Source organism: Nonomuraea sp. NPDC050310, assembly GCF_040655795.1.
In the GTDB taxonomy this organism is placed as follows: domain Bacteria; phylum Actinomycetota; class Actinomycetes; order Streptosporangiales; family Streptosporangiaceae; genus Nonomuraea.
On the sequence record NZ_JBFAKP010000003.1, the window covers coordinates 671816 to 695589 of the forward strand.

Below are 23774 nucleotides of genomic sequence, written 5' to 3' on the forward strand. Positions count from 1 at the left end.
GCTACCTTCTGAGCCCCCTGAGTGCCCCGCTACTTGCCGGCTCCTAAGACCCGCCCCCTGGCCTGTTCCTTGCCGCCTCATGCCCCCGCTGCTTGAGCCGCCGCGCCTTGAGCCTGGCCGCCGCTTCTGCTGAGGCGTCCGGCGTCCCGGGCTCCCCGTCACTTCGGTGGGTCGGCTGGATTGGATGGTCGGCCACTTGCTCGGGCCGGCCGGGCCCCGGTTCAGGCGCGCCCACGCTCCCGTACAGGCGGACCTCTTCACCGCAAAGCAGCCCCCGAGCCCCGCCAAGGCGGTGCCAGGAAGCGGGGCTGGGGCGAAAAGAGGGGGTGATCTAGACTGAAAGGGTGAACGACACTTTCCGGGCGGAAGACCTCAAAGCGCTACGCGACGGGGTTAAGTGGTCCAAAGCGGGCCCAGGGGTGATTCCCGCCTGGGTGGCGGACATGGACTTCCCGGTGGCCCCGGTGATCCGGGAGGCCCTGGAACGGCGGATCGTCACCGACCTGGGGTATCCGACCTGGGACGAGCAGTACGCCCCGGCACCGCTCATCGAGGCGTTCGCCGAGCGGTCGGAGGGCAAGTACGGCTGGCGGCCCTCGGGACCGGACCGGGTCAGGGCGTTCAGCGACCTCAACCAGGCCCTCCAGGTCATCCTGCACACGACCACCGAGCCCGGCGATCCGGTGGCGGTGCACACACCGGCCTACAACGCGTTCGTGGCGTCGCTGACCGAGATGAACCGCCCCATCCTGCCGATCGCCGCACAGGCGGACACGGACGGGGACGGGTGGCGGTTCGAGGTGCCGGATCTGGCCCGGGCCAAGGTGCTGCTGCTGGTCAACCCGCACAACCCGACCGGACGGGCGTTCACGCGGGCCGAGCTGACCGAGCTGGCCGAGGCGGCGGAGCGGCACGACCTGGTGGTCATCTCCGACGAGATCCACGCCGACCTGGTGTACGAGCCGCACCGGCACATCCCGTTCGCCACACTGCTCCCCGAACGGACGATCACGCTGACCTCCGCGTCCAAGGCGTTCAACCTGGGCGGGGTCCGGTGCGCGGTGGCGCACTTCGGGCACGAGGCCACGCGGAAGGCCGTGTGGTCGGCGCCGAAGTTCCTGTACGGCGAGGCGAACCTGTTCGGGGTGGAGGCGACGGTCGCGGCCTGGCGGCACGGGGAGCCCTGGCTAGCCGAGATCCTCGGGCTGCTCGACCGGAACCGGCGGATGCTGGCCGAGCGGTTGCCGGCCGGGGTCGGGTATCGGGTGCCTGAGGCCACCTACCTGGCGTGGCTCGACTTCGGGCGGCCGGGGGCGGCCGAGCGGCTGGAGCGGGAGGCGGGGGTCCTGCTCAGCGGGGGTGAGCAGTTCGGGCCCGGCGGGGAGAACTTCGCGCGGCTCAACTTCGCCACCTCGTTGCCCGTGCTGGAGGAACTGGTCGGGCGGATCTCGTCCGTGGAGTTCTAGAGAACGGGCCGCGTCCGCTCAGGAGCCCAAGGCCTCCGGCCGGCGAACCGGATGGATGAACTGGGCGCGGCGGCTCCCCAAGCCGGGCTCAGGACCCGGGAAGGGGCAGGGCGGGTGCCCGTGCCCCTTCCTCTCGTCTCCGGGGTCAGGTCAGCGGGGGCAGGGGCGGGGCGGTGGCGGCGGGGGTGTCGGTGAGGGCGGCGAGGGCGAGCTCGATCGCCTTGTCCAACTGCGGGTCACGCCCGGCGGCGCGGTCCTGCGGGGTGGTGACGACCTCGAGGTCCGGGTCGACGCCGTAGTTCTCCACCCCCCACTCCTGTCCTTCCAGCCAGTGGGAGTACCGGGGCTGGGTGACGACGGTGCCGTCCACCAGGGAGTAGCGCGAGTCGATGCCGATGACGCCGCCCCAGGTGCGGGTGCCGATGAGCGGGCCGAGCTTGCGGGCCTTGATGCCGGAGCTGACGATGTCACCGTCCGAGCCGGCGAACTCGTCGGCGATGGCCACGATGGCGCCGCGCGGCGAGTCGACGGGGTAGCGCATGGGCTCGTAGCCGCGCGAGCGGACCCAGCCGGTGACCCGGCGGGACAGCTTCTCCAGGACGAGCTCGGAGGTGTGCCCGCCGCCGTTCTCGCGGAGGTCGACGACGAGGCCCTCGCGGGCCATCTCGGTCCGGAGGTCGCGGTGGAACTGCGCCCAGCCGGAGGAGACCATGTCCGGCACGTGCAGGTAGCCGAGCCGCCCGCCGGACAGCTCGTGGACGCGGGCGCGGCGACCCTCCACCCAGGCGTGGTAGCGCAGGGCGGTCTCGTCGGCGACGGGCGTGACGACGACCCGCCGGGTCTCGCCGCCGGAGGCCGGGCGGATGGTCAGCTCGACCGGATGCTCCGCCGTACCGGACAGGAGGGCGAGGGGGCCGCGGACGGGGTCGACGGGACGGCCGGCCACGGCGACGATGGCGTCGCCCTCGCGGACGGCCACGCCGGGCTCCAGGAGCGGCGAGCGCGCCTTGTGGTCGGAGGACTCGCCGGGCAGGATGCGGGCCACCCGCCAGGTGCCGTCCTCGTCGCGGGCGAGGTCGGCGCCGAGCAGGCCCTGGCGGCGGCGCGGGTCGACGCCGACGGCGTTGGGCCGGGCGTAGGCGTGGGAGGTGGCGAGCTCGCCCTGGACCTCCCACAGCAGGTCGATCAGCTCGCTGTAGGCGCCGATCCGTTCGACGAGCGGCTCGTAGCGGTCGAGGACGGCGGCCCAGTCGACGCCGTTCATGTCCTCGCGCCAGAAGTGGTCGCGCATGAGCCGGCCGGCCTCGCGGTAGGCCTGGCGCCACTCGGCGACCGGTTCGATGGTGACGTTGACGCGGTCGAGGTCGATGGGAACGACCTCGTCGCCGTCGCCGGACGAGCGGGTCTGCAGGCCGGACTTGCCGTTCAGGACCAGCCGGGAGCCGTCGCCGCTGACCTCGAAAGCTCGGATCTCCTTGCCGATCTCGCTCTTGGCGCGCTTGGCGAGGTCGTAGCGCTCCAGCACCGGCTCGGGGCGGTCGGTGCCGTCGCCGAGCTGGCTGGGCAGCGGGTGGCGGAGCCAGAGCAGGGCGTCCTTGGCGCTGCGCAGGTTGCTGTAGGTGCCGGCGGGGACGGGCACGGCGACGACACGGGCGGACAGGCCCTCGACGTCCACCTCGGTGACCGGGGCCGCATCTCCTGATTTCTCGGACTTGTCGGCGTCTTCGCCGTTGAACCCGCGCCCCTCCAGCGAGGGCGCGAAGGGCGAGGGCGTGGTCGCCTTCAACGGCACGAGGTACGGCTTGCAGCTCTGCGGGAACGACAGGTCGAACACGTGCGAGTCGTACACCGGGTCGAAGGTCCGCTCCGACAGGAACGCCAGGTGCTTGCCGTCCTTGGTGAAGACCGGCGAGCTGTCGGTGAAGCGCAGCGGCGTCACCTCGATCACCGACGAACCGTCGGTCCGGCCCATCTTGATCTGGCTGAGGTAGAAGCCGTGCTGCGGGAAGGACCAGGCCAGCCACGCCGAGTCGGGCGAGAACGTCGGGCCGCCGATGTCGCCGGAGTCGGTGCGGTCGATCTCGCGCAGGGTCCCCGACTCCACGTCGACCACCAGCAGCCGGCCGTCGTGGCTGGTCACCGCGACGTGCTTGCCGTCGGGCGCGACCGCCAGGTCGAGCACCCGGCCCAGCTCGCCGGCGGCGATGGTGCGGATCTCGCCGCCGGGGGTGCCGATCTCCAGGGCGTCCTCGCCGCCGGCGTCGGAGACCCAGATCGCCTTGCCCTCGTTGTCGAGCGGGCGCGGCAGCCGTACGCGCACGCCGGGCTCGGCCCGCAGCACGCCGGCCGGGCCGTCGCGGTGGGTGACCCAGTGGGCGGTGCCACGGATCTCGACCACGCTGGCCCGGCCGCCCTTGTCGGGGGCGAAGCCGGCCACGCGGGCGGGCGCCGGGCGCTTGGCGCGCGCCGGGCGCGGCCCGCCGAGCTTGATGTCCAGCTTGTACGGCTCGCCGTCCAGGTCGGTGAGCCACAGGTCGCCCGCGTGGCTGTAGATCACGCGCTCCCCGTCGGTGGCGGCGTGCCGCGCGTAGAACTCCGTGTGCGTGGTGTGCTGGCGCAGGTCGGAGCCGTCGGGCAGCGCGGAGTAGAGGTTGCCGACACCGTCGGTGTCTGCCAGGAAGGCGATCCGCCCGCCCACCCACATGATCGACGCGTGCTGGGCCGGGTTGTCGGCGAACAGCCGGGTGAACTCGCCCTCGCCGTCCGCGTCCACCCAGATCTTGCCTGCCGTACCGCCCCGGTAGCGCTTCCACTGCGACGCCTCGCGCCACAGCGAGGAGATCGTCGCGACCTTGCCGCCGCTGACCGCGACGTCGCTCACCCACCCGTACGGCAGGCGCTCGGCGGGTCCCCCGTCGAGCGGGACCGCGTAGGCCCACACGCGGCTGCGCCCGCCCTCCCCCGCGGCGGTGACCGCCAGGACGCGGCCGTCCTCGCTCCAGCCGCGGACGCCGGTCGTCGCGTTGCCCCAGTGGGTCAGCCGCTCGCCCTCGGCGCCGTCCAGCGCGGCGGCGAACACCTCAGGGTCGCCTTCTCGCGTGCTGGTCCACGCGATGCGCTCGCCGTCGGGCGAGAACCTCGGGTGGGAGACCTGGACGCGGTCGGCGGTGAACCGCCAGGCGCGTCCGCCGTCGAGGGGGGCCACCCAGACGTCGTCGTCGGCCACGAAGGTGACCAGGTCACCATGAAGGTGGGGGTACCTGAGATATGCGCCATTAGTCACAAAAGCACCCTATTGCGGGGGGCGGGGTGCTGCGGGGGTCGATCAGGCTCGCTTGCAGCGAACACCCCCGGCCCCACCGACCGACGACGCCCCCCGGCCGACGCCCGCCACCGGCCAACGGCGGCCACCACCGAGCTACCCGCCACCGGTCACCATCTCCGGACCACCCGCCGCCGACCGCCGCGCGGTTCCGGCATCGGGGGTTGCTAGTTTCGGGACATGGAACTCGCCACCGTCCTCGCCGAGGTGGGCCCCCGGCTGCGCCGCCTGCGCGCCGAGCGCGACCTGTCCCTGGGCGCGCTCGCCGAGGCGACCGGCATCTCCAAGAGCACCCTGTCCCGCCTGGAGTCCGGCCACCGCCGCCCCAGCCTCGACCTGCTCCTGCCCATCGCCCAGGCCTACCGGGTGCCGCTGGACGAGCTGGTCGGCCACCCCGAGACCGGCGACCCCCGCGTGCACCTGGCCCCTCGGAGCATGAACGGCCAGACGGTCGTCCCGCTCACCCGCGCCCCCGGCCCGCTGCAGGCGTTCAAGATGATCGTCCCGCCCGCCACCGGCGAGCCCCCCGAGCCCAAGACCCACGAGGGCTACGAGTGGATCTACGTGCTCTCCGGCCGGCTCCGGCTCATCATCGGCGAGCACGACCTCGTCCTGGCCGCCGGCGAGGTCGCCGAGTTCGACACCCGCCTGCCCCACTGGTTCGGCAGCGCCGGCCCCGAACCCGCCGAACTGCTCAGCCTCTTCGGCCGCCAGGGCGAGCGCATGCACATCCGCGCCCGACCGAGGAAGCCGAAGGCCTCCTGACATGCGGACGGCTCCGCCGTACCGGAGAACCGGTACGGCGGAGCCGTCGCGCGACCAGCGTCAGGGGACGATGTTGACCAGCTTCGGAGCCCGCACGATGACCTTCTTCGGCGTGCCGTTCAGCAGCGGGACGACCTTGTCCGAGGCCAGGGCCAGAGCCTCCAGGTCGGCGTCGGAGATGTCGGGCGAGACCTCAAGCCGGTCACGGACCTTGCCGGCGACCTGGACGACGCAGGTGACCGACTCCTGGACCAGCAGGGCGGGGTCGGCCACGGGCCAGCCGGCCTGGGCGACGCTGCCGGTGCGGCCCAGCCGCTCCCAGCCCTCCTCGGTGGTGTAGGGCGCCACCAGGGACAGCATGATCGCCAGCGCCTCGGCGGCCTCGCGGACGGCGGGGTCGGCCGGGCCGGGACCGGCGTCGATGGCCTTGCGGGCCGCGGAGGTCAGCTCCATCAGCCGCGCGACGGCGACGTTGAAGCGCCGCGAGTCGATCAGGCGGGTGACCTCGTCGACCGTGCGGTGGGTGACGCGGCGCAGCTCCAGGTCGCCGGTGTCGAACGAGACGCCGGGGGCGCTGGTCACGTCGTTGAAGACGCGGAAGGCGCGGGCCAGGAACTTCTGCGAGGCGGCCGGGGAGACGTCGGCCCAGTCGATGTCCTCCTCGGGCGGCCCGGCGAAGGCCATGGTCAGCCGGACCGCGTCGACGCCGTAGGCCTCCAGTTGCTGGCCCAGGTCCACACCGTTGCCCAGGGACTTCGACATGGCCTTGCCGCCGTTGATCACCTGCCCCTGGTTCAGCAGGCGCAGGAACGGCTCGGTGAAGTCCAGCATGCCCATGTCGTGCAGGACCTTGGTGAAGAAGCGCGAGTACAGCAGGTGCAGGACCGCGTGCTCGACGCCGCCGACGTACTGGTCGACGGGGCTCCACCGGCGGACCGCCTCGACGTCGAACGGGCCGTCCTCGTACCGCGGCGAGCAGTACCGCAGGAAGTACCAGGAGGAGTCGACGAAGGTGTCCATCGTGTCGGTGTCACGCCGGGCGGCGCCGCCGCACTTGGGGCACTCGACCTCGACCCAGTCGGTCGCGGCGGCCAGCGGGGAGACGCCCTTGGGCGCCAGGGCCTCGCCGCGCAGGTCGGGCAGCTCGACCGGCAGTTGCTCGTCGCGGACGGGCACCTCGCCGCAGTCGGCGCAGTGGATGATCGGGATCGGCGTGCCCCAGAAGCGCTGGCGCGACAGCAGCCAGTCGCGCAGCCGGAAGTTGACCGTGCCCCGGCCCAGACCGTCGGCGCTCAGCACCTCGATGATCTTGCGGATCGCCTCGGTCTTGGTCAGGCCGTCCAGCGGCCCGGAGTTGACCAGCTGGCCCTCGCCCGGGGTGGCGATGCCGGTCTCGCCGGGATCGGCCAGGCCGGTGTGCACGACGACCTTGACCGGCAGCCCGAACCGGCGCGCGAAGTCGAGGTCGCGCTGGTCGTGGGCGGGCACGGCCATGATCGCGCCGTGGCCGTAGTCGGACAGCACGTAGTCGGCCGCCCAGACCGGCATGCGCTCGCCGTTGACCGGGTTGATCGCGTAGCGGCCCAGGAAGACGCCGGTCTTCTCCTTCTCGGTGGACAGCCGCTCGATGTCGCTCAGCTTGGCGACCTCGGCGCGGTAGTCCTCGAAGGCCTGGCGCTGCTCGGGCGAGACGATCTCGTCGGCCAGCGCGGCGTCGGGCGCGACGACGAAGAAGGTCGCGCCGAACAGGGTGTCGGGCCGGGTGGTGTAGACCGTCACCGGCTCCTCGCGGCCCTCGATGACGAAGCGCACGTCGGCGCCCTCGGAGCGGCCGATCCAGTTGCGCTGCATGGCCAGGACGCGGTCGGGCCAGCCGTCCTCCAACTGGTCCATGTCGTCCAGCAGGCGCTGCGCGTAGTCAGTGATCTTGAAGTACCACTGGGTCAGCTCGCGGCGCACGACCTCGGCGCCGCAGCGCTCGCAGCGGCCCTGGACGACCTGCTCGTTGGCCAGCACGGTCTGGTCGTTGGGGCACCAGTTGACCAGGCCGCCCTTGCGGTAGGCCAGCCCGCGCTCGAAGAAGCGCAGGAACAGCCACTGGGTCCACTTGTAGTACTCGGGGTCGCTGGTGTGCAGCCGGCGCGACCAGTCGAAGGAGATGGCGTACCGCTTGAACGAGTTGACCTGCGTCTCGATGTTGGCGTAGGTCCATTCCGCCGGGTGCGCGTTGCGCTTGATCGCGGCGTTCTCGGCCGGCAGGCCGAAGGAGTCCCAGCCGGCCGGGTGCAGCACGTTGTAGCCGCGCTGCTGCCAGTAGCGGGCGATGATGTCGCCGAAGGCCCACGCCTCGGCGTGGCCCATGTGGAGGTCGCCCGACGGGTAGGGGAACATGTCCAGCAGGTAGCGCCGCTCACGGGGATCGGCGGGGTCGTCGCTGGCCCGGAACGGGTCCATCTCCTCCCAGCGCGGCTGCCACTTGGCCTGCAGCGCCTGCGGGTCGTACTCACTCACGGCTGTTGTCCTTCGGCTTGTCGACTGACCCCACAAGAAAACCCCCCGTTCTGACAACGAGGGGCAGCCGCGACGGCGGAGGACTTCCTAAGGCCGTCGCGGCCCACTAAGAAGCAGGGTCGCGGTACGCATACACCAAGCCTACCGCACCTCTTCAAGAGATTTCCGGTCGTCGATCGAGGGGGACCGGCACAATGGGCGCTTCAGGTTCGCGACATCGGATGGTGATACATCCGTTGTGACCACTTATGTCCCTTTAGTTTACTCTCGTCGCTATGACTGAACCACGCACGCCCGAGGAGTCGGAGGCCGGCCTGCCCTGGCAGGATCCCCCCACCGACCCCACTGGGCTGCGGATTCACTCAAGCTTCCCCAGTTTTGCTGCGAACCCCCCAGCCCCGCGTGAGATCATGCGCAATGCGGCATTGCCGGACATAACATCGGGAGGTACGGCAGCCATGGCGACGGAGAAGTCCGAGGCATCACACCTGCCACCGGCGTGGCCGGAACTGCCGCCCCAGGACGTCCCCACGTCCTGGCCGGAAGTCTCCAGGCAGGAGCCGGTGCCCGCGTGGGCCGAGCCCCCGCGCCCCGCCGACCCGGGACCGCCTCCGGCGGCGCCCGCGCGAGACAGCGGCTGGGGGAACCTGTCGACGCCGGCGCCCTGGCCGCCCCGCGACAACGCCACCCAGCAACCGGCCACGTGGCCGCCGGCCCAGCAGGAGCCGGTCGGCTGGCCCCAGTCGCCGGACGCCTCCTCCGCGCCCCAGAGCGGCTGGCCGCAGCAGACCGGGCACGACCCGCTGAACCAGCAGAACGCGCTGAACCAGCAGAACCCCTTGACCCAGCAGAGCCCGGCGGGCCAGCAAGGGCAGCAGGGGCAGTCCAGCCAGCAGGGTCAGGGTCAGCAGGGTCAGGGTCAGCAGGGTCAGGGTCAGCAGGGTCAGGGCCAGCAGGGTCAGTGGCAGGGGCACCCGCTGGACACCTCGCAGCCGCTGCAGGACACCCAGGTGCACCCGGCCTGGTCGCCCGACACCCGCCCGCCGGCGTGGAACCCCGAGCCGCAGGGCCGGGCCGCGCAGGAGCCCCCGGTCGCCCCCGCGTGGGCGCCGCAGGAGGGTCCGGCGACGGTGGCGCAGTGGCCGGACGAGGTCGGCCCGCCGGTGGTCCCGCCGAAGCCGCCGGGCGACCCGATGGAGCGCACGGTCAACTACGCGATGCTCACCCCCGACCAGCTCGCCGCCGCCCAGGACCAGCTCCCGCCGGGCCAGCCCGGGCAGCCGGGCCAGCCGGGGCACCCCGGTCAGCCGGGTCAGCCGGGCCAGCCGGGTGGGGACCAGTTCGGCCAGCGGCCCGGCGGTGACCTGGGCCGTGACCCGTCCGACCCCGACCGTCCCTTCGTGACCGCGGGCCAGATCAGCGGCTCGCGCACCCCGCCCCCCGAGCGCCAGCAGGAGCTGTGGAACGCCGTCTTCTCCGAGGGCGACGACGACGGCCGCGACCCGCTGGACGACGAGGAGCGCGGCAAGCCGGTGTGGATGTACGCGCTGGGCGCCTCGGTCGCGGTCGCGCTGGTGATCGCGCTGGTGTGGGCGTTCGTCGCGGGCCCGCTGGCCGGCGAGAGCGACCCGGTGGCGGCCAAGCCGACGCCGAAGTCCTCCGCGAAGCCGTCGGCGAGCGCCAAGCCGGCCAACCGCTTCCCGCGCCTGCCGCGCTACCCCGGCCAGGCCTCGCCGGTGCTCGGCCCGCTGGCCGACACCGCGGCGGGGCTGAGCGTGTCGCGGCTGGGCGGGCGCTGGCTGCTCGACCAGCGCGCGGTGGTGCAGTCCACGTATGGCTACACCACCCGCCAGTACGTGCAGACCGGCACCGACGCGCTGGGCAAGCCGGTCTTCGCGCAGGTCCTGATCGGCCCGCTGCCCGCGAAGCTGGCCGCCGCCTACACCTCCCCGGACGATCTCCAGCCGGTGATCCGCCAGGTGGTGCTGAACGCCCGCAACCGCTTCTTCGCCAAGCCGAACACGGTCCGCACGACCGCGCGGCAGACGCTGAAGAACGGCGCGCAGATCAACGCCTACGAGCTGACCGCGGGCGAGTCGAAGGCGACCGTCGTGGTCGCCGCCGTCCCGACCGGCGGTGAGGTGCCGGCGATCGTGTACATGCAGGTGCCGGGCGACAGCAAGTCGCTGCTGCCGGACGTCAACACCATCATGCGCTCGATCAAGGTGACCGCCGGCCAGTAGCGAGAAGGCGCACTCCGGATCATGGTGACCGCCGGCCGGTAAGCCGCCGTTAGAAGGCGCACTCCATGTGCTTGATCCCGTTGATGAAGCTGGAGTGCAGCCGGTCGGGCCGGCCGCTCTCGATGCCGGGCAGGCGGGTGAGCAGTTCGCGGAACATCACCGTGATCTCCCGCCTGGCCAGGTGGGCGCCCAGGCAGAAGTGCGGTCCCGGTCCCCCGAACCCGACGTGCGGGTTCGGGCTGCGGGTGATGTCGAAGCGGTGGGGGTCGGCGAAGACCGCCTCGTCGCGGTTGGCCGCCCAGTAGAAGAGCACGACCTTCTCGCCGGCGCGGTAGGGGTTGCCGTTCATCTCGCAGTCGCGGGTGACCTTGCGGCGCATGAAGTTGACCGGGGCGGCCAGCCGGACGATCTCCTCCACCGCGCCGGGCAGCCGGCCCTCGAGGTCGTCGAGCAGCAGGGCGCGCTGGCCGGGGTTGCGGGTGAGCAGCAGCAGGCCGTGGGAGATGGCGTTGCGGGTGGTCTCGTTGCCCGCGACGACCAGGAGGATGAAGAAGGAGCCGAGCTCCTGCAGGGTGAGCTGCTCGCCGTCGAGGTTGGCGGTGGTCAGCGCGGTGATCAGGTCGTCGCCCGGGTGCTCGGCCCGGTGCGCGGCCAGGTCCTGGACGAGTTGCTGCAGTTCGAGGCCGGCGTTGAGCAGGTTGGCGGCGACGTTGTCCAGGTCGGTGTACTCGGGGTCGAAGCCGCCCAGGATGATGTTCGAGCGGTCGAAGACGTAGCGATAGTGCTCCTCCGGGATGCCCATCATGTCGCAGATGATCTTCAGGGGCAGCCGGGCGGCGACCTCGGTGACGAAGTCGCAGCCGGGGCCCTTCGCGATCAGCTCGTCCACGATCCGGGCGGCCGCGGCGTCCACGTCGGCCTCGAAGCGTTTGATCATCCGCGGGGTGAAGGCGCGGGAGACGATGCGGCGCAGCCGGGCGTGCCGGGGGTCGTCCATATTGATCATGGAGCCGAAGTACTCGGTGAACTCGGCGGGCATGTCGGGGATGTTGGTCGCGCCGCCGTCGCCCGAGCAGAACAGGTCGGGGCGGCGGCTGGCCTCCAGGATGTCCGCGTGCCGGACCAGGGCGTGGTAGCCCGGTCCGCGCGGGGCGAAGGAGATCTCCATCTCCTCGAAGAAGGCGGGGCGGTCGAGCGCGCGCAGCTTGCGGAAGGCCTCTTCGCGCTCGGCCATGGGCAGGGCCCAGAACTCCGCCGCGGAGAGGTCGAAGTCGATCACGTCCATAAGAACAGGATTCGGGAAGTAAGGACTTACGTCCAGACCCCGCCCGATATCCTGGCTCCATGACGTTCTTCTTCCGACGCTGACGACCCGCCGGTGGGGCGAGGCCGACGGGCCCGCCATCGGCGATGCGGGACGGCCGGCCGCCGTCCCGGGTCGCGACGTGGAAGAGAACCCATGCTGTTGCTCGCCCGGACTGTCCGGGGACTTGAGAATTTCGCCTGCCAGGAGATCGCCGGACCGGTGCGCCGCGTGCGCCACCGCGAGGTCTGGTTCGAGGCCGGCGCGCCACCCGAGCTGCACACCGCCGACGACGTGCTGGTGGTGGGCGCGATCGTCACCGGAGTCGGCGCCGCCCGGGCCGACCTCGGCCGGTTGCGCGGCCTCCGGCCCGATCTGCCGCCCGCCGGCCGCGGGCTCGACGTGAGCGCCTCCTTCGTGGGGCGCCGCGCCTACACCCGCCACGACCTGGAGGACGCGGCGGGCGCCGCGCTCTCCCGGGTGTACGGCCTGCCGTACCACAGCCGCCGCGGCGGGCAGGCGCCGCCGGAGGGCACGATGGCGTGGCGCGTGACGGTGGAGGGCGACGAGGCGGTGCTCGCCTGGCGGCCGGGCGGCCGGCCGGCGCACCGCCGGCCGTACAAGCTGGCCTCGGTGCCCGGGACGCTGCACCCGCCGGTCGCGGCGGCGATGGCCCGGCTGGTGCGCCCGGAGGGCACCGTGCTCGACCCGTGCTGCGGGGCGGGCACGACGTTGATCGAGGCCGCCCGGCAGGGGCCGGCCGCCTACGTCGGGTTCGACCTGGACCCCGCCGCCGCGCGGGTCAACGACCCGGCGGGCTGGTGGGCGCGCGCCGACGCGGGCGCGTTGCCGCTGGCGACGGGGAGCGTCGACGGGGTGCTGGTCAACCCGCCGTGGAACCGTCAGGTGCCGGCCCGTGGCCGGCTGGCCGAGCGGCCCGAGCTGCTCTGGCGCGAGCTGGCCCGGGTGGTACGGCCCGGCGGCCGGATCGTGGCGTTGCTGCACGAGCCGTTCGAGGAGCGCTTCGGGCTGCGCGTGCGGGCCCGGCACGGCCTGCGGCTGTCCGGCCGGCTGGTGACGATCTATGAGATCCAGTCGAGGATGAGCCGGTTGACCTCGGCGGGTCGTTCCAGGTGGAGGAAGTGACCGGCCTGCGCGACCAGCTCGATCCGTGAACCGGCCGGGAGCGCCTGGTCCAGGCCCTCGACCAGTTCGGCGCCCATGCAGCCGTCCTGGGCGCCGTGCAGGTAGAGGATCTCCCCGGCCGGTCCGGCCTGGACCGCGGCCTGCTCGGCGGCGTAGCGCCCGGAGGGCGGCGCGGTGCCGAGCAGCGCCCGGTAGTAGCCGAGCGCGGCGCTCAGGTTGGCCGGCTCGCCCAGGCTGCGCCGGACGAACTCCAGGTCGGCCCGGGCGTCGTAGCCGGGCGACCAGTCGGCCCACAGCGACCCCCAGAAGCCGGGCTGGGTGGCGGCGAGCTCGCCGAGGCCGGTGGCGAAGACGAAGCTGTAGAAGGAGCGCTTGAGCTGCTCGTAGCGGAGGAAGACCCGGGCCTGGTGCGCCATCGGCATGACGCTCATCGCCACCGCGCGCCGGAAGCGGCCGGCGGTGCCGTACACGCCGAAGGCGCCCCAGTCGTGGCCGATGACCACCGCGTCGGCGTCGCCGCCGAGCTCCTCGTGCAGCGCGGCGACGTCGGCGGCCAGCGCGCCGAGCTCGAAGCAGTCGGGCACCTCGGTGGGCGCGTAGCCGCGCATGAAGGGCGCGACCGCGCGGTAGCCGCGCCCGGCCAGTTCCGGCATGAGGTGGCGCCAGGTGTGCGCGGTGTCGGGGAAGCCGTGCAGGCACAACGCCAGGGGGCCGTCGCCTAGGGACAGGTAGGCGAACTCCACCCCGTTGGCGTGGACGGTCCTGATCTCCATAGCGGGGAAACCTAGCATTCGTCCCGGTTCGGGCGTACCAAAGAGGCCTATGCGACGGGGATGGGTCCTTGCGCTCGCGTGCCTCACCATCGTGCTGGTGGTCTTCACCCTGGCCCCCGACGCCCTCGTGCTCACCCTCTTCCGCGGGTGCAGGGCGTGGGCGCCTCGGCGTTGTACGGCACGGCCACACCTCGAGGGGCCCTGAGCGCGGCCGGGCGCTGGGTGGGCGCCCTGTTGCCGCCGGGGTTGCTCAGGTCGCGATCAGGTCTGCGGCCTTCTCCCCGATCATGATCACCGGGGCGTGGGTGTGGCCGCGGTTGAGCGTCGGCATGATCGAGGCGTCGGCCACCCGCAGCCGGTCGACGCCGCGCACGCGCAGCTCCGGGTCGACGACCGAGGCCGCGTCGGCGCCCATCCGGCAGGTGCCGACCGGGTGGTAGAGGGTCTCCCCCTTCTCCCGCACCCACTGCGCGAGTTCCTCGTCGGTTCGCGGGTTGGTGTAGGGCGGGTACGGCCCGCCCGCGTAGGGGCGCATGGCGTCGGTGGCCAGGATCTTCTTGGCCGTCTTGAGCCCGGCGACCAGCCGTTCGACGTCGGCCGGGGCGGTCAGGTAGCCGGGGTCGACCACCGCCTTGCCGTCGCTCAGCGTCACCCGCCCCCGGCTCTCCGGCTGCAGCAGCACAGCGGCCACGGTCAGGCCGTGGCCGGTGGGCTTGTCCAGGCCGTGGTTGACGAACGGCCCGGGCGCGAAGATGAGCTCGATGTCGGGGGCGGGCTCGTCCGGCGTGGTCCTGATGAAGGCCACCGCCTCCCCCACGTTGGTGGTGAACGGCCCCGACCGGAGCACCACGAAGCGCAGCAGGTTGGGCAGCGAGTCGGCGGTGGCGATGGAGAGCGGCTGCCGGGTGGTCAGCAGGACGCCGCTGGCCAGGTGGTCCTGGAGGTTGCGGCCCACCTCGGGCAGGTCGTGCACCACCTCCACGCCTTCGGCGGCCAGGTCCTCGGCCGGTCCCACCCCGCTCTTCAGCAGCAGCAGGGGCGAGCCGATCGCGCCGGCGGCGAGGATGACCTCCCGCCGCGCGCCCAGCGTGGTCCCGCCGTGCCGGACGCCCACCGCGCGGCCGCCCTCGAAGAGCACGCGCTCCACCTCGGCGCCGCTGATCACCTTGAGGTTGGGGCGCTTGGCGACCGGCTTGAGGTAGGCGTCGGCGGCGCTCCAGCGGCGGCCCCGGTTCTGGGTGACCGGCGTCTGGCAGCAGCCCTCGTTGGAGCGGCCGTTCAGCTCATCGAGCCGGCGCATGCCCAGTTCCTCGCAGGCACGCAGGAAGGCGCCGGTCATCACGTTGGGGCTGCGCTGCTCGGAGATGTAGAGCGGGCCGGCCTCGCCGTACACGCCGCCGTGGTTGCTGCCGACGCGGCGCTCGGCCTTCCGGAAGTACGGCAGGACGTCCTCGTAGGTCCAGCCGGGCAGGCCCCACTGGTCGTAGTCGAGCGCGCAGCCGCGCACCCACATCTGGGCGTTGAGGCTGGAGGAGCCGCCGAGCATCCGCCCGCGCGGCCAGTAGAGCTCGCGGCCGAGCATCTCGGACTGCTTGGCGGTGGTGTAGTCCCAGTCGTAGGCGGTCTTGAAGAGCTTGGGGAAGCCCGCGGGGATGCGGATCTCCAGCTTGTCGTCGGGCCCGCCGGCCTCGACGAGCGCGACGCCGACGGCGGGGTCGGCCGACAGCCGGTTGGCCAGGACGCAGCCCGCCGATCCCGCTCCGACGATCACGTAGTCGTACTCCATGGGGCCTCCCGGCGCAGGTAACTAGCTACTTGCATACGCCGGGATGCCGACCTCGTCCATACGGTTTCGTAACCATTGTTACCTACCGGTCAGTATGAGGGTCCTGCAAAGATGTGGCTCGTACCACGCACCGAGGAAAGGGCCGCGATGCTCAACCTGTCGATCATCCTGGAAGACAGCGCACGGAACGCTCCGGACCGCGCCGCGGTGGTCTTCGGGGACATGCGCCTGCCGTACTCCATGGTCAACTCCGTGGCGAACCAGGTGGCCAACCTCCTGGTCGCGCGCGGGATCGGCAAGGGTGACAAGGTCGCGCTGCTCTGCCCGAACCTGCCGTACTTCCCCTTCGTGTACTACGGCATCCTCAAGGCCGGCGCCACCGTCGTGCCGCTCAACGTGCTGCTGCAGCCGCGCGAGATCGCCTACCACCTGGCCGACAGCGACGCCAAGGCGCTGTTCTGCTTCGAGGGCTCCCCAGAGCTGCCGATGGGCGCGCGCGGGCGCGAGGGCTTCGACGCGGCCGAGGGCTGCGAGCAGTTCTTCGTGCTGCCCGCCACGCCGCTGGCCACCGAGTCGGTGCACGGCGAGTCGATCTGGGCGGCGCTGGGCGGCATGTCGGCGGAGTTCGAGACCGTGCAGACCGCGCCGGACGACACCGCGGTGATCCTGTACACCTCGGGCACCACCGGCCAGCCCAAGGGCGCCGAGCTGACCCACATGAACATGCTGACCAACGCCATCGTCAGCGACGAGATGTTCCCCGGCAACCCGGACGGCGACGTCACCCTCTGCGTGCTGCCGCTCTTCCACTCCTTCGGCCAGACCTGCGTGATGAACATGGGCCTGCGCCGCCGCGCCACCCTGGTGCTGCAGCCGCGCTTCGAGCCCGGCGAGGCGCTGGAGATCATGCGCAAGGAGGGCGTGACCATCTTCGCCGGCGTGCCGACGATGTACTGGGCGCTGCTGTCGAAGATCCACGCCGACGGCGTCGAGGTGCCTGACACGCTCCGGGTCGCGGTGGCCGGCGGCGCCTCCTCGCCGGTCGAGGTGCTCAAGGACTTCGAGAAGACCTTCGGCATCCCGATCCTGGAGGGCTACGGCCTGTCGGAGACCTCGCCGGTGGCCAGCTTCAACCAGCTCGGCCGGCCCACCAAGCCCGGCACCATCGGCTTCCCGATCTGGGGCGTGGAGATGCGCCTGATCGACGGCGACTGGAACACCATCGAGGGCGAGGGCCCCGGCGAGATCGCCATCCGCGGCCACAACATCATGAAGGGCTACTACGGGCGGCCCGAGGCCACCGCCGAGGTGATGAAGGACGGCTGGTTCCGCACTGGCGACATCGCCACCCGCGACGCCGACGGCTACTACGCCATCGTCGACCGCGCCAAGGACATGATCATCCGAGGCGGCTTCAACGTCTACCCGCGCGAGCTGGAGGAGGTGCTGATGACGCACCCGGCGGTGTCGCTGGTGGCGGTCGTCGGCGTCCCGCACGACTCGCACGGCGAGGAGGTCAAGGCGTACGTCATCCCGGCCCCCGGCGTGAGCGTGACCGAGGAGGAGCTGATCGCCTGGTCGAAGGAGAACATGGCGGCCTACAAGTACCCGCGGATCATCGAGTTCCGCGAGGCGCTGCCGATGACCGCGACCGGCAAGATCCTCAAGCGCGAGCTGCGCTAGCCGCCCCGGGCCCGCGCCCGCCTCGTCCCGGGGGTAGAACGGGAGGAGGACTGGAGGGGGCCCCGGATGAGCGAGCAGTTCCAGCACCCGCGCTTCGCCGAGATGTACGTGCAGGCCGCCGAGACCGCCGACCGGCGCGGCGGCCGCAAGCACCGCGCCCGGCTCCTGGCCGGGCTCGCCGGGCGGGTGGTCGAGGTGGGCGCCGGGGACGGGCGCAACTTCGCGCACTATCCCCCGGCGGTCACCGAGGTGGTCGCGGTCGAGCCCGAGGACACGCTCCGGCGCTTCGCCCAGCGGGCCGCGGCGCGCGCGCCCGTGCCGGTCACCGTGGTCGACGGGCACGCCGAGGCGCTGCCGGACGGCCCGTTCGACGCCGCCGTCGCCTCGCTGGTGCTGTGCAGCGTGCCGTCGGTGCCGCGGGCGCTGGCCGAACTCGCCCGGGTGCTGCGGCCGGGCGGCGAACTGCGCTTCTACGAGCACGTACGCTCGGCCAACCCGCTGCTCGGGCTCTTCGAGGACCTGATCACCCCGCTCTGGAGCAAGGCGGCGGCCGGCTGCCACCCCAACCGGGCCACCCAGGCCGAGATCGAGCGGGCCGGCTTCCGCGTCGAGACGGCCGAGCGGTTCGGCTTCGCGCCGCAGCCGATGATCCCGCGCACCGCGCACGTCCTGGGCAGCGCCCGGCTCAGCTCCTGAGCCCGGTGTCGAGGGCGCGCATGCGCGCGGCGGCGAGCTCCACCACCACGCGGGTGGCCGGGGAGATCTCGCCCAGCGGCCGGTGCGCGATGGCGAAGCGCTCGAACATCGGCGGGCTCAGCGGCACCCAGCGGAGGTTGGCCGGGAGCCGGCTGCCCAGCCGCTGCAGCACCAGCCGCCAGCAGACCGTGTCGGCCAGGCCGCGGGCGGCGATGTCGAGCGCCATCTCCACGCTGTCCACCTCGACCCGGGTGCGTAACACCCGGCCCGCCCCCTCGGCCAGCCGGGCGAGCTGGCGGCGGGTGGAGTCCTCCTCGCGCCAGCTCACGTCCGGCAGCACCAGCGTCGCCTCCGCCAGGGCCGCGGCGGTGACCGGCTCGCGCAGCCGGTCGGGGTCGGTGCCGACGTAGACCAACTCGTCGCGCAGCACCTGGCTCACCGTCAGCGCCTCGTCGTCCAGCGGCAACGCGATCAACGCCGCCTCCAGCCGGCCCTTGCGCAGGTCGTCGATGGTCGCCGCGGAGTTCTGGCAGGTGATCTCGATCCGCACGCCCGGATGCCGCTCCAGCACGTCGGCCACCAGGTCGGCGCCCAGGTAGTAGTGCGCGATGTTGAACACCCCGAACCGCACGGTCCCGGTGAGCACCTCGCGGACCGAGGTCACCGCCCGCACGCCCGCCTCGACCGAGGCCAGGGCCGCCGCGGCGTGCGGGCGCAGGGCCGCCGCCGCCTCCGTCGGCACCACGCCCCGGCCCGCCCGCCGGAACAGCGCGGTGCCCAGGTGCTGCTCCAGCAGCCTGACCTGCTCCGAGACCGAGGGCTGGGCGTAGCCGAGCGCCGTCGCGGCGGCGGTGAACGAGCCGTGCTCCAGGGTGGCCAGGAAGCAGCGGAACTGGTGGAGGGAGACCAAGGCGACTCCTATGGCTGGTGAAGAAAAGCGAGGCTACCTCGATGGCTCGCCGCTCTCTAGCGTCGTCGCATGACCCGCACGTCGTCCGTCCAGCGCCGGTCCGTGGTGTCCGCCGGCGCGTTGTTGTGCCTGGTCTCGGCGACCGGGTTCGGGCTGTCGCCCCTGTTCGCCAAGCAGGCCTACGCGGCCGGGGTCGGCGTGCCGACCCTGCTGGCCGTGCGTTTCGCCGTCGCCGCGGCGCTGTTCTGGGCGATCGTCGCCTGGCGGCGGCCGAGGGTGCCGCCTCGCCGTACGCTGGCGGTCGCGGCGGCTCTCGGCGCGGTGGGGTACGCCTGCCAGGCCGCCTTCTTCTTCGGCGCGCTCACCCTGGCCGACGCCTCGCTGGTCTCGCTGCTGCTCTACGCCTACCCGGCGCTGGTGACCGTCCTGGCGGTGCTGCTGCGCCGCGAGTCCCTCGACGTACGGCGGGCGGCGGCGCTGGCCTGCTCGGCGGCCGGGCTGGTGCTGCTGCTCGGCGCGGGCGGCTCGGCGCACTCGGCCGGGGTGCTGCTCGCCCTGGGCGCCGCGGTCGCCTACTCCCTCTACCTGACCGTCGCCGCCGGGCTGCCCGCCGGGCTCGACCTGTACCTGCTGTCGGCGATCGTCTGCACCGGCGCCGCGGCGAGCATCGGCCTCACCGCGGCGGCCACCGGGACGCTGGTGCTGCCGGTCCGGCTCGACGCCTGGGTGTGGACCGTCGTGCTCGCCGTCGTCTCGACGGTCGTCCCGGTGATCACCATGTTCGCCGGCATCCGCGCGGTCGGCGCGCCCACCGCGGCGATCCTGTCCTGCGTGGAGCCGGCGATCACCGTGGCGTCCACCGCCCTGGTGTACGGCGAGCGGCTCAGCGCGCCGCAACTCGCCGGTGGCCTGGCCGTGCTGGCGTCGGTGGCTGTCCTTCAGATCCCGGGCCGGCGGGCTTTGCCGCGCGGCGGCTCTGGTGCAGAGCCAGGCCGGTGACGCCCAGCCCGACCAGGCCGAGGACGGCGGCGGTCCAGGCGGGCGCGGTGTAGCCGAAGCCGGCGTCGATGGTCAGGCCCGCGGCGAAGGAGCCGATGGCGTTGCCGACGTTGAACGCGCCGATGTTGGCCGCCGAGGCCAGCGTCGGCGCTCCGGCGGCGGCGTCCAGGACCCGGGTCTGCAGGGGCGGCACGGCCATGAAGCCGGCCAGCCCGAACAGGGTGATCGCGACGATGAAGGCGATCTGGCTGCTCGCGACGAAGCCCACCACGACCGACAGGACGGTCAGCAGGCCGACCGAGGCCAGGATGCTGCGCAGGACCGCCCGGTCGGCCAGCTTGCCGCCGATCAGGTTGCCCACGACCAGGCCGACGCCGAACACCGCCATGACGATCGGCACCGCGCCCGGCGAGAAGCCGCCGACGTCGGTCATCATCGGCGCGATGAAGGTGATCACCGCGAAGACCGGCGCGAAGCCGAACACGGTCATCGCCAGCGCCAGCCAGACCGCCCCGGAGCGGAAGGTGGCCAGCTCCTGCCGGATGCTGACCTGCGGGCGCGGCTGGCGAGGGACGAGGGCGAGCACCCCGGCGAGCGCGACGACGCCGATGCCGACGACGACCCAGAAGGTGGCGCGCCAGCCGTACGCCTGGCCGATCCAGGTGCCGAGCGGGACGCCGAGCACGTTGGCCAGGGTCAGCCCGGTGAACATCAGCGCGATGGCGCTGGCCCGGCGGCCGGGGGCGACCAGTTCGGCCGCGACGACCGAGCCGACGCCGAAGTACGCGCCGTGCGCGAAGGCGCCGAGGAAGCGGCCGGTCATGAGCACGCCGTAGGAGGGCGCGAGGGCCGACAGCAGGTTGCCGGCGATGAACAGGACCATCAGCGCGACCAGCATGTGCTTGCGCGACAGCCGGCCTCCGAGCATGGTCAGCGGCGGCCCGCCGATCGCCACGCCCAGGGCGTAGCCGGAGACGAGCAGGCCCGCGACCGGGATCGAGACGCCGAAGTCCGCCGCCAGATCGGGCAGGAGCCCGTTGATGATGAACTCGGTGGTGCCGATGCCGAAGGCGCTGATCGCGAGGGCGAACAGGGCGAGAGGCATACACTATCCCCCAGACGACGTTAGTAAGCGTGTGCATTAGTTGCACGCGCCGACTACATAAGCACACAAGTAGCTGGAGGGGCAAACGTGGCCATCGCCGACGACGCCGTCGAGGCGCGCGCGCAGGGCTGGCGCACCCTCGCCGCCCTGCACGCCCGCATCGAGGACCGGCTGGAGAAGGAACTGCAGCGCGCCCACGAGCTGAGCGTCAGCGAGTACACCGTGCTCGACGTGCTCGGCCGCCAGGACGGCTGGCACATGCGCATGCAACAGCTCGCCCGGGCGGTGGTGCTCAGCCAGAGCGCGACCACGCGGCTGGTGACCCGGTTGGAGAACCGCGGGCTGCTGCGCCGTTACCTGTGCGAGGACGACCGCCGGGGGATCTACTCCGAGGTCACCCCGGCCGGGTGCGAGCTGCTCGCCGCCGCCCGCCCGGTGCACGACGCGGTGCTGAAGCAGGTGCTGGACGAGGCCGCTCAGGAACCCGAGCTGGGGCCGTTGGCCGGGGCGCTGTTGAGCGGAGGCTGATCCGGGCGGTCGAATGGGCAGCTCGCCGTCTCCTCGCGCCCGCCCAGCAGGACGACCCGGACGACGCCCCGGCCCCTCGGGCCTTTCGCCGCCGTGCAGGCGACCTGGCTGACCGCCAGCGGGGACAGCTGCTTCGCGCCGCCGAGGTAGACGGTCACGGCCGAGCCGAGGATGAGCGTCTCCAGGGTCAGCCCGCGAGGCAGGTCGGTGGTCAGGCCCAGCTCGCGCTCCAGTTCGCTGGGCCCGGCCAGCAGCAGGCGCAGCCGCGTCTCGGGCCGGTGGAAGCCCTCGGCCCGGCGGACGGTCGAGTGCAGCGCGCCGTTCTTGACGAAGAACAGCCGCGGGCCCGAGCCGAGACCGGAGGGCGCCGGGCCGGCGTCGATCGCGTCCGACGGCTGGATCCCGCAGCCGGTCGCCACCAGCAGCGCCAGCGCGGCCAGCCACCGCAGGCTGCTACGCATGCCGGCCGTCCAGCGGCAGGCGCAGGGTGAACTCGGCGCCGCCGTCCCGGGCGCGGCCGGCGATCAGCGTGCCACCGTGCAGGTGGGCGTTCTCCCAGGCCAGCGCCAGGCCGAGGCCGCTGCCGCCGTCGTGGCCCGAGTCGCGGGTGCGGGCGGCGTCACCCTTGACGAAGCGCTCGAAGATCCGCTCGCCGAGCCCGTCGGGCAGGCCCGGCCCGTGGTCGGTCACCGTGATCACCACCTCCTCCGCCTCGCGCCGCAGCGCGATCTCCACCGGGGGCGCCCCGTGCCGCAGGGCGTTGCCGACCAGGTTCGCCACGATCACCTCGAACCGGCGGGGATCCACCGAGGCGACGACCCCCGCCGACAGGTCGGTGCGCACCGCGTCCGTCCAGCCCCGCGTCCGCAGGCACGCCTCGACCGCCGTGGCCAGGTCGAGCTCGCCGAGCGAGAGCGTGGCCGCCCCGGCGTCGAAGCGGGAGATCTCCATCAGGTCCTCCACCAGCCTGGCCAGGTTGCGGGTCTCCGCCCCGACCGTCCGGCTGGCCTCGGCCAGGTCGTCGTCGAGGCGGGCGCTCTCCTCCTCCAGCACCTCGGCGACCGCCATCATGGTGGCCAGCGGGGTGCGCAGCTCGTGCGAGACGTCCGCGGCGAAGCGCCGGGCCGAGCGCAGGGTGCGGTCGAGGGTGGCTGCGGTGGTGTTGAAGGTCGCGGCCAGCTCGGCCAGCTCGTCGTTGCCCCGGGGGCGGAGCCGTACCTGAAGGTCGCCGCCGGCCATCCGCCGTGCCGCGCGGCCGAGCTCGCGCACCGGCCGCAGCACCTGCCCGGCCGACAGGACGGCCAGCAGGACGGCCAGCAGCAGCGCGCCGCCGACGATCAGCACCACCATCCGGGCCATGGAGTCCAGCTCGGCCTGCTCCTCGCGCAGGGAGCTGACCACGTACACCTCGGGCTCCGGCCCGCCGCCGCCGGTCAGCACGGTGCCCACCGCGAGGTACGGCGTGCCGTCCAGGATGTAGCGCTGCCAGGCCAGGCGCCGGTCGCCGGCGACGGCGCGGCGCAGCTCGGCCGGGATCGCGGTCGCCAGCCGCTCGTCGTTGTGCACGACCTTGCCGCCCAGGAACACCGCGACCGCGTCGGTGCTGGAGGGCGGGTCGAGCGCCTCCATGATCTCGGTCATCCCTTGCTCGTCGAGCGGGTGGTCGAGCATGGGCGCGAGCTGGGTGAGCGTCTCGCGCACCTGGAGGCCGAGGGTGACCTGCACCTTGTCGAGGATGAGGTTGCGGGCGTGGACGTAGGTGGCGGTGGCCGTGGCGGCGGCGGTGACGAGGGTCAGCGCGGTGAACGCGAGGATCAGCCGCGGCCGGAGCCCGCGCAGCCACCGCCCGCCGCTCACCGCGGGTCCGGCTGGAAGCGGTAGCCGAAGGTGCGCACGGTCTTGACGTGCACCGGGCGGGCCGGGTTCGGCTCGATCTTGGCGCGCAGCCGCTGCACGCAGGCGTCCACGATGCGGGAGTCGCCCAGGAAGTCGTGCTCCCACACCGCCTGGAGCAGGTGCTGCCTGGACATCACCACGCCCGGCGAGCGGGACAGCTCCAGCAGCATGCGCAGCTCGGTCGGGGTCAGCGCGACCTCCTGCCCGGCCCGGGTCACGGTCAGCGAGTCGCGGTCGATCTCCAGCTCGCCGTACCGTTCGGCGCCCGAGGGCACGCGCTCGCCCCGGCGCAGGATCGCCCGGATCCGGGCGTCCAGGACGCGGGGGCGGATGGGCTTGACCACGTAGTCGTCCGCGCCGGCCTCCAGGCCGCTGACGATGTCGAGGTCGTCGTCGCGCGCGGTCAGCATGATGATCGGGGTGGTGCCCGCGGACCTGATCCGCCGGGCGACCTCGAAGCCGTCGATGCCGGGGAGCATCAGGTCGAGGACCACGATCTCGGGTACCGCCGCGCGGAGCAGTTCGAGCGCCTCCTCGCCGGTTCCGGCCTCGTGGAGCTGGTGGCCCTGACGGCGCAGGCCCATGCTGAGCCCTCGCCGGAGCGAGGGGTCGTCTTCGACCAGGAGTACGCGCGCCATGCCG

The 23774-nt window shown here is 72.8% G+C and carries 18 protein-coding genes; 8 read left to right on the forward strand and 10 right to left on the reverse strand.

The window, feature by feature from the left end:
• The first annotated feature begins 443 nt into the window (after window positions 1-443).
• The gene (locus AB0I67_RS12715; protein ID WP_357922031.1) at window positions 444-1466 is read left to right on the forward strand and encodes an aminotransferase class I/II-fold pyridoxal phosphate-dependent enzyme; all 1023 of its coding nucleotides are present in this window, start codon (window positions 444-446) and stop codon (window positions 1464-1466) included.
• 145 nt (window positions 1467-1611) lie between these two features.
• Here the strand turns inward: AB0I67_RS12715 and AB0I67_RS12720 are convergent, their stop codons facing one another.
• Entirely contained in the window at window positions 1612-4749 is a 3138-nt protein-coding gene (locus tag AB0I67_RS12720) for a PDZ domain-containing protein (RefSeq protein ID WP_357922033.1), read from the reverse strand.
• 219 nt (window positions 4750-4968) lie between these two features.
• On the opposite strand from AB0I67_RS12720, the gene AB0I67_RS12725 reads away from it, so the two are divergent.
• Window positions 4969-5553 (forward strand): XRE family transcriptional regulator, encoded by a 585-nt coding sequence (locus tag AB0I67_RS12725; protein WP_357922036.1) that lies wholly within the window; start codon window positions 4969-4971, stop codon window positions 5551-5553.
• A 60-nt stretch (window positions 5554-5613) separates the two neighbouring features.
• Here the strand turns inward: AB0I67_RS12725 and leuS are convergent, their stop codons facing one another.
• Window positions 5614-8064 carry a leucine--tRNA ligase gene (leuS, locus tag AB0I67_RS12730; protein WP_357922039.1) on the reverse strand — a complete coding sequence of 817 codons (2451 nt, stop codon included), beginning with the start codon at window positions 8062-8064 and terminating at the stop codon, window positions 5614-5616.
• 458 nt (window positions 8065-8522) lie between these two features.
• Here leuS and AB0I67_RS12735 point away from each other — a divergent pair, with 458 nt between their 5' ends.
• Window positions 8523-10307, forward strand: coding sequence for a hypothetical protein (locus AB0I67_RS12735; protein ID WP_357922042.1), 1785 nt, complete (start codon window positions 8523-8525; stop codon window positions 10305-10307).
• A gap of 49 nt (window positions 10308-10356) precedes the next feature.
• Here AB0I67_RS12735 and AB0I67_RS12740 read toward each other — a convergent pair whose 3' ends face one another.
• Window positions 10357-11592, reverse strand: coding sequence for a cytochrome P450 (locus AB0I67_RS12740; RefSeq protein WP_357922044.1), 1236 nt, complete (start codon window positions 11590-11592; stop codon window positions 10357-10359).
• Between the two features lie 174 nt (window positions 11593-11766).
• Between AB0I67_RS12740 and AB0I67_RS12745 the strand changes: the two genes are divergently transcribed.
• The gene (locus AB0I67_RS12745; RefSeq protein WP_357922047.1) at window positions 11767-12756 is read left to right on the forward strand and encodes a methyltransferase domain-containing protein; all 990 of its coding nucleotides are present in this window, start codon (window positions 11767-11769) and stop codon (window positions 12754-12756) included.
• On the opposite strand, the gene AB0I67_RS12750 is transcribed toward AB0I67_RS12745, so the two are convergent.
• The gene (locus AB0I67_RS12750) at window positions 12693-13529 is read right to left on the reverse strand and encodes an alpha/beta hydrolase (RefSeq protein ID WP_357922050.1); all 837 of its coding nucleotides are present in this window, start codon (window positions 13527-13529) and stop codon (window positions 12693-12695) included. The genes AB0I67_RS12745 and AB0I67_RS12750 overlap by 64 nt on opposite strands.
• 250 nt (window positions 13530-13779) lie before the next feature.
• On the reverse strand, window positions 13780-15315 hold the full coding sequence (locus AB0I67_RS12755) for a GMC family oxidoreductase N-terminal domain-containing protein (RefSeq protein WP_357922053.1): 1536 nt from the start codon (window positions 15313-15315) through the stop codon (window positions 13780-13782).
• Window positions 15316-15462: 147 nt separating this feature from the next.
• Between AB0I67_RS12755 and AB0I67_RS12760 the strand changes: the two genes are divergently transcribed.
• Both AB0I67_RS12760 and AB0I67_RS12765 read left to right on the forward strand, forming a co-directional pair.
• Window positions 15463-16998, forward strand: coding sequence for a long-chain fatty acid--CoA ligase (locus AB0I67_RS12760; protein WP_357922193.1), 1536 nt, complete (start codon window positions 15463-15465; stop codon window positions 16996-16998).
• 66 nt (window positions 16999-17064) lie between these two features.
• Window positions 17065-17694 carry a class I SAM-dependent methyltransferase gene (locus AB0I67_RS12765; protein ID WP_357922056.1) on the forward strand — a complete coding sequence of 210 codons (630 nt, stop codon included), beginning with the start codon at window positions 17065-17067 and terminating at the stop codon, window positions 17692-17694.
• Here AB0I67_RS12765 and AB0I67_RS12770 read toward each other — a convergent pair.
• Window positions 17684-18604, reverse strand: coding sequence for a LysR family transcriptional regulator (locus tag AB0I67_RS12770; protein WP_357922058.1), 921 nt, complete (start codon window positions 18602-18604; stop codon window positions 17684-17686). The genes AB0I67_RS12765 and AB0I67_RS12770 overlap by 11 nt on opposite strands.
• Window positions 18605-18673: 69 nt before the next feature.
• On the opposite strand from AB0I67_RS12770, the gene AB0I67_RS12775 reads away from it, so the two are divergent.
• A complete protein-coding gene (locus AB0I67_RS12775) occupies window positions 18674-19603 on the forward strand; it encodes a DMT family transporter (RefSeq protein ID WP_357922061.1) in 930 nt (309 codons plus the stop codon).
• On the opposite strand, the gene AB0I67_RS12780 is transcribed toward AB0I67_RS12775, so the two are convergent.
• Complete coding sequence (locus tag AB0I67_RS12780) at window positions 19488-20708, reverse strand: MFS transporter (RefSeq protein ID WP_357922064.1); 1221 nt, start codon at window positions 20706-20708, stop codon at window positions 19488-19490. The two genes, AB0I67_RS12775 and AB0I67_RS12780, sit on opposite strands and share 116 nt — an antisense overlap.
• Before the next feature lie 87 nt (window positions 20709-20795).
• Here AB0I67_RS12780 and AB0I67_RS12785 point away from each other — a divergent pair, with 87 nt between their 5' ends.
• On the forward strand, window positions 20796-21236 hold the full coding sequence (locus AB0I67_RS12785) for a MarR family transcriptional regulator (RefSeq protein WP_357922067.1): 441 nt from the start codon (window positions 20796-20798) through the stop codon (window positions 21234-21236).
• Here the strand turns inward: AB0I67_RS12785 and AB0I67_RS12790 are convergent.
• The 3 genes from AB0I67_RS12790 to AB0I67_RS12800 are packed head-to-tail and all read right to left on the reverse strand — an operon-like array spanning window position 21185 to window position 23770.
• Window positions 21185-21697 carry a hypothetical protein gene (locus AB0I67_RS12790; RefSeq protein WP_357922070.1) on the reverse strand — a complete coding sequence of 171 codons (513 nt, stop codon included), beginning with the start codon at window positions 21695-21697 and terminating at the stop codon, window positions 21185-21187. The two genes, AB0I67_RS12785 and AB0I67_RS12790, sit on opposite strands and share 52 nt — an antisense overlap.
• A complete protein-coding gene (locus AB0I67_RS12795; RefSeq protein ID WP_357922073.1) occupies window positions 21690-23093 on the reverse strand; it encodes a HAMP domain-containing sensor histidine kinase in 1404 nt (467 codons plus the stop codon). Before AB0I67_RS12795 ends, AB0I67_RS12790 begins: the two co-directional genes overlap by 8 nt.
• Window positions 23090-23770 carry a response regulator transcription factor gene (locus AB0I67_RS12800; RefSeq protein ID WP_357922076.1) on the reverse strand — a complete coding sequence of 227 codons (681 nt, stop codon included), beginning with the start codon at window positions 23768-23770 and terminating at the stop codon, window positions 23090-23092. Before AB0I67_RS12800 ends, AB0I67_RS12795 begins: the two co-directional genes overlap by 4 nt.
• Between the last annotated feature and the right edge of the window lie 4 nt (window positions 23771-23774).

Coding starts and splice junctions, on each gene's coding strand:
- AB0I67_RS12715 (WP_357922031.1), top strand. CDS start 444: ATGGACTTCCCGGTGGCCCCGGTGATCCGGGAGGCCCTGGAACGGCGG.
- AB0I67_RS12725 (WP_357922036.1), top strand. CDS start 4,969: ATGGAACTCGCCACCGTCCTCGCCGAGGTGGGCCCCCGGCTGCGCCGC.
- AB0I67_RS12735 (WP_357922042.1), top strand. CDS start 8,523: ATGGCGACGGAGAAGTCCGAGGCATCACACCTGCCACCGGCGTGGCCG.
- AB0I67_RS12740 (WP_357922044.1), bottom strand. CDS start 11,592: ATGGACGTGATCGACTTCGACCTCTCCGCGGCGGAGTTCTGGGCCCTG.
- AB0I67_RS12745 (WP_357922047.1), top strand. CDS start 11,767: ATGCTGTTGCTCGCCCGGACTGTCCGGGGACTTGAGAATTTCGCCTGC.
- AB0I67_RS12750 (WP_357922050.1), bottom strand. CDS start 13,529: ATGGAGATCAGGACCGTCCACGCCAACGGGGTGGAGTTCGCCTACCTG.
- AB0I67_RS12755 (WP_357922053.1), bottom strand. CDS start 15,315: ATGGAGTACGACTACGTGATCGTCGGAGCGGGATCGGCGGGCTGCGTC.
- AB0I67_RS12760 (WP_357922193.1), top strand. CDS start 15,463: ATGCTCAACCTGTCGATCATCCTGGAAGACAGCGCACGGAACGCTCCG.
- AB0I67_RS12765 (WP_357922056.1), top strand. CDS start 17,065: ATGAGCGAGCAGTTCCAGCACCCGCGCTTCGCCGAGATGTACGTGCAG.
- AB0I67_RS12775 (WP_357922061.1), top strand. CDS start 18,674: ATGACCCGCACGTCGTCCGTCCAGCGCCGGTCCGTGGTGTCCGCCGGC.
- AB0I67_RS12780 (WP_357922064.1), bottom strand. CDS start 20,708: ATGCCTCTCGCCCTGTTCGCCCTCGCGATCAGCGCCTTCGGCATCGGC.
- AB0I67_RS12790 (WP_357922070.1), bottom strand. CDS start 21,697: ATGCGTAGCAGCCTGCGGTGGCTGGCCGCGCTGGCGCTGCTGGTGGCG.
- AB0I67_RS12800 (WP_357922076.1), bottom strand. CDS start 23,770: ATGGCGCGCGTACTCCTGGTCGAAGACGACCCCTCGCTCCGGCGAGGG.